Below are 3,606 nucleotides of genomic sequence, written 5' to 3'. Positions count from 1 at the left end.
AGAGGCGGGCGCGCAGCATGTCCATCGCCATGGCCCGGTTGCGGTGCTGCGACCGGTCGTTCTGGCAGGCGACGACGACGCCGGTCGGGATATGGGTGATGCGGATCGCCGAATCCGTCTTGTTGACGTGCTGGCCGCCGGCGCCGGAGGCGCGGTAGGTGTCGACCTTCAGATCCTTGTCCAGGATCGTGATCTCGATCGAATCGTCGATCACCGGCGACACCGCGACCGAGGAGAAGCTGGTGTGCCGCCGCGCCGCGCTGTCGAACGGGCTGATCCGCACCAGCCGGTGGACGCCCGATTCGGTCTTCAGCCAGCCATAGGCGTTGTGGCCCTTGATCAGCACCGTGGCGGACTTGATCCCGGCCTCTTCGCCCGGGCTCTCTTCCAGCCACTCGACCTTGAAGCCGTGCTTCTCGGCCCAGCGCACATACATGCGCAGCAGCATCTGGCCCCAGTCCTGGGCCTCGGTGCCGCCGGCGCCGGCATTGACCTCGAGATAGCAGTCATTGCCGTCGGCCTCGCCGGCCAGCAGGCTCTCCAGCTGCTTCTTCGCCACCTTCTCGCCCAGCCGGTTCAGCTGGGCCTCGGCATCGGCCAGCACCTCGGCGTCGCCTTCGGCCTCGGCCAGCTCGATCATGCCGACGGCGTCGTCGAACTCGGCCGCCAGGGCCTTGTAGCCGCCGATGGCGTCATCCAGATGGGTGCGCTCGCGCAGCAGGGTCTGCGCCTTCTCCGGGCTGTCCCAGAGCTTGGGGTCCTCGGCGAGGGCGTTCAGTTCGTCCAGTCGTCTTAAAGCGTTGTCCCAGTCAAAGAGACCTCCTCAGCAGCGCGAGCGACTGCTTGATCTCTTGGGCCTTGGCTTCGGTCTCGGCGCGCATGCCGTGCGCTCCTCTCGAATTCCGTTTGTCCACAGGATCGCGGGCCGCGCGGCGGCCGGCGATGCGAACCGGGGATGTAGGACGGATCGGCGGTCAGGTAAAGGCCGCGGGCGGGAAAACTCGCCCGCGGCCTGGACCTCAAGCCTTGCGCGGCCGCAGCTGGCTGACGTCGCGCACGGCGCCGCGGGCGGCGCTGGTGGTCAGCGCCGCATAGGCCTGCAGCGCCTGCGAGACCTTGCGGGCGCGCGGCGCCGAGGGCTGCCAGCCGCCGTCGGCGCGGGCGTTCATCGCCGCCCGGCGATGGGCCAGCTCCTCATCCGACACGGCGAGATGGATCTTGCGGTGCGGGATGTCGATCTCGATCGTGTCGCCCTCCTGCACCAGGGCGATGGCGCCGCCCTCGGCCGCCTCGGGCGAGACATGGCCGATCGACAGGCCGGAGGAGCCGCCGGAGAAGCGGCCGTCGGTGACCAGGGCGCAGACCTTGCCCAGGCTCTTCGACTTCAGATAGCTGGTCGGGTACAGCATCTCCTGCATGCCCGGGCCGCCCTTCGGGCCCTCGTAGCGGATCAGCACCACGTCGCCGGGCTTGATGTGGTCGCCCAGGATGCCCTCGACCGCCGCGTCCTGGCTCTCGAAGATCCGGGCGGGGCCGGAGAAGGTGAGGATGCTGGCGTCGACGCCCGCCGTCTTCACCACGCAGCCATCCTCGGCGATGTTGCCGTACAACACGGCCAGGCCGCCATCCGGGCTGAAGGCGTGCTCCAGGTCGCGGATGACGCCGCGCTTGCGGTCGGCGTCGACGCTGGGATAGCGGGCGTCCTGGCTGAAGGCGACCTGGGTCGGGATGCCGCCCGGCGCCGCGCTGTAGAAGCGGTGCACGGACTCGCTGTCGGTGCGCTTGATGTCCCACTGGTCCAGCGCCGCAGCCAGGCTCTCGGCATGGACCGTGTGGGTGTCGCGGTTCAAGAGGCCGGCGCGGTCCAGCTCGCCCAGAATGGCCATGATGCCGCCGGCACGATGGACGTCCTCCATATGCACGGTCGACAGGGCCGGCGCGACCTTGCACAGCACCGGCACCCGGCGCGACAGCCGGTCGATGTCGGCCATGGTGAAGTCGACCCCGCCCTCCTGCGCCGCCGCCAGCAGGTGCAGCACGGTGTTGGTCGACCCGCCCATGGCGATGTCGAGGGTCATGGCGTTCTCGAAGGCGGCGAAGCTGGCGATGCTGCGTGGCAGGACCGACTCGTCGTCCTGCTCGTAATGACGCTTCGCCAGGTCGACGATCAGGTGCCCGGCCTCGACGAACAGGCGCTTGCGGTCGGCATGGGTGGCCAGGGTCGAGCCGTTGCCGGGCAGCGCCAGGCCCAGCGCCTCGGTCAGGCAGTTCATCGAATTGGCGGTGAACATGCCGGAGCAGGAGCCGCAGGTCGGGCAGGCCGACCGCTCGATCACCTTGACGTCCTCGTCGCTGATCCGGCTGTCCGCGGCGGCGACCATGGCGTCGATCAGGTCCAGCGACTTGGTCTCGCCGCCGACCTTGACCTTGCCGGCCTCCATCGGGCCGCCGGACACGAACACCACCGGGATGTTCAGCCGCATCGCGGCCATCAGCATGCCGGGCGTGATCTTGTCGCAGTTCGAGATGCAGACCATGGCGTCGGCGCAATGCGCGTTGACCATGTACTCGACGCTGTCGGCGATGATCTCGCGCGACGGCAGGCTGTACAGCATGCCGTCATGGCCCATGGCGATGCCGTCATCGACGGCGATGGTGTTGAATTCCTTGGCGACGCCGCCCGCGGCCTCGATCTCCCGCGCCACCAGCTGGCCGAGGTCCTTGAGGTGGACATGGCCGGGCACGAACTGGGTGAAGGAGTTGACGACGGCGATGATCGGCTTGCCGAAATCCGCATCCGTCATGCCGGTCGCGCGCCAGAGCCCGCGGGCTCCGGCCATGTTGCGGCCATGGGTGGTGGTGCGGGAACGATAGGCTGGCATGGGTCACGGTCCGCTGCTCGGGTCACTTTCTGTCAGATGGGTGGTCGCAGCGATCAGAAAAGAACCGCGACACCCGTCGGAACGTCCATTCCAGAAAGAACGCCATTCCCGCCCGCGGCGCAAGGGCGGCGGACGCAACGCTCCCGCGCGTCAGCGGCTGCGGGCGGCGTCCCGCGGCTCCGGCGCCGGGTCGTCGGCGGTGTAGGCCGGGGTTGCCAGGCGCAGGCAGCTGACCACGGTGGCGGCGGTCGCCAGCCCGGCCGCGGTCAGCAGCGCCGCCTGGGCACCGTGGTCCGGGAAATGGGCGAACAGCAGCGCCACCAGCGCCGCGCCGGTCGCCTGGCCCAGCAGGCGGGCGGTCCCCAGCATGCCGCTGGCGGCGCCGCTGCGGCTGCGCGGGGCCGACCCGATCATCACCCGGTTGTTGGGCGCCTGGAACAGGCCGAAGCCGGCGCCGCACAGGGCCATGCGCCAGACAATGCTGACGGGGGCGGGGTCGGCCGGCAGCGTCGCCAGCAGCACCAGGCCGATGGCGAGCAGGGCGAGGCCGATGCCGCCCAGCAGGCCCGGCGGGTGCCGGTCGGACAGGCGGCCGGCGAAGGGCGCGGTCACCGCCACCGCCAGCGGCCAGGGGATCATCAGCAGGCCGACCTGGGCCGGGGAGAAGCCGTAGCCGGTCTGCAGCAGGAAGGGCAGCGCCACGAAGGCCGACATCTGCGCCATG

2 protein-coding genes and 1 pseudogene are annotated in these 3,606 nt (G+C 70.0%); all 3 read right to left on the bottom strand.

The features are described 5' to 3' along the window. Nucleotides 1–881 (bottom strand): annotated as a pseudogene (gene prfB / locus ABDW35_RS33920) (peptide chain release factor 2); the annotation flags it as partial. A gap of 138 nt (nt 882–1,019) precedes the next feature. Beyond that, a complete protein-coding gene (gene ilvD, locus ABDW35_RS33915) occupies nt 1,020–2,882 on the bottom strand; it encodes a dihydroxy-acid dehydratase (RefSeq protein WP_343718258.1) in 1,863 nt (620 codons plus the stop codon). Nucleotides 2,883–3,032: 150 nt separating this feature from the next. Then, nucleotides 3,033–3,606: MFS transporter (locus ABDW35_RS33910; protein WP_343718257.1), on the bottom strand; the 574-nt coding region annotated here is incomplete at its 5' end.

This window comes from Inquilinus sp. (genome assembly GCF_039594555.1).
Classification (GTDB): Bacteria; Pseudomonadota; Alphaproteobacteria; order DSM-16000; family Inquilinaceae; genus Inquilinus.
This window is presented reverse-complemented; position numbering and strand designations above follow the sequence as displayed.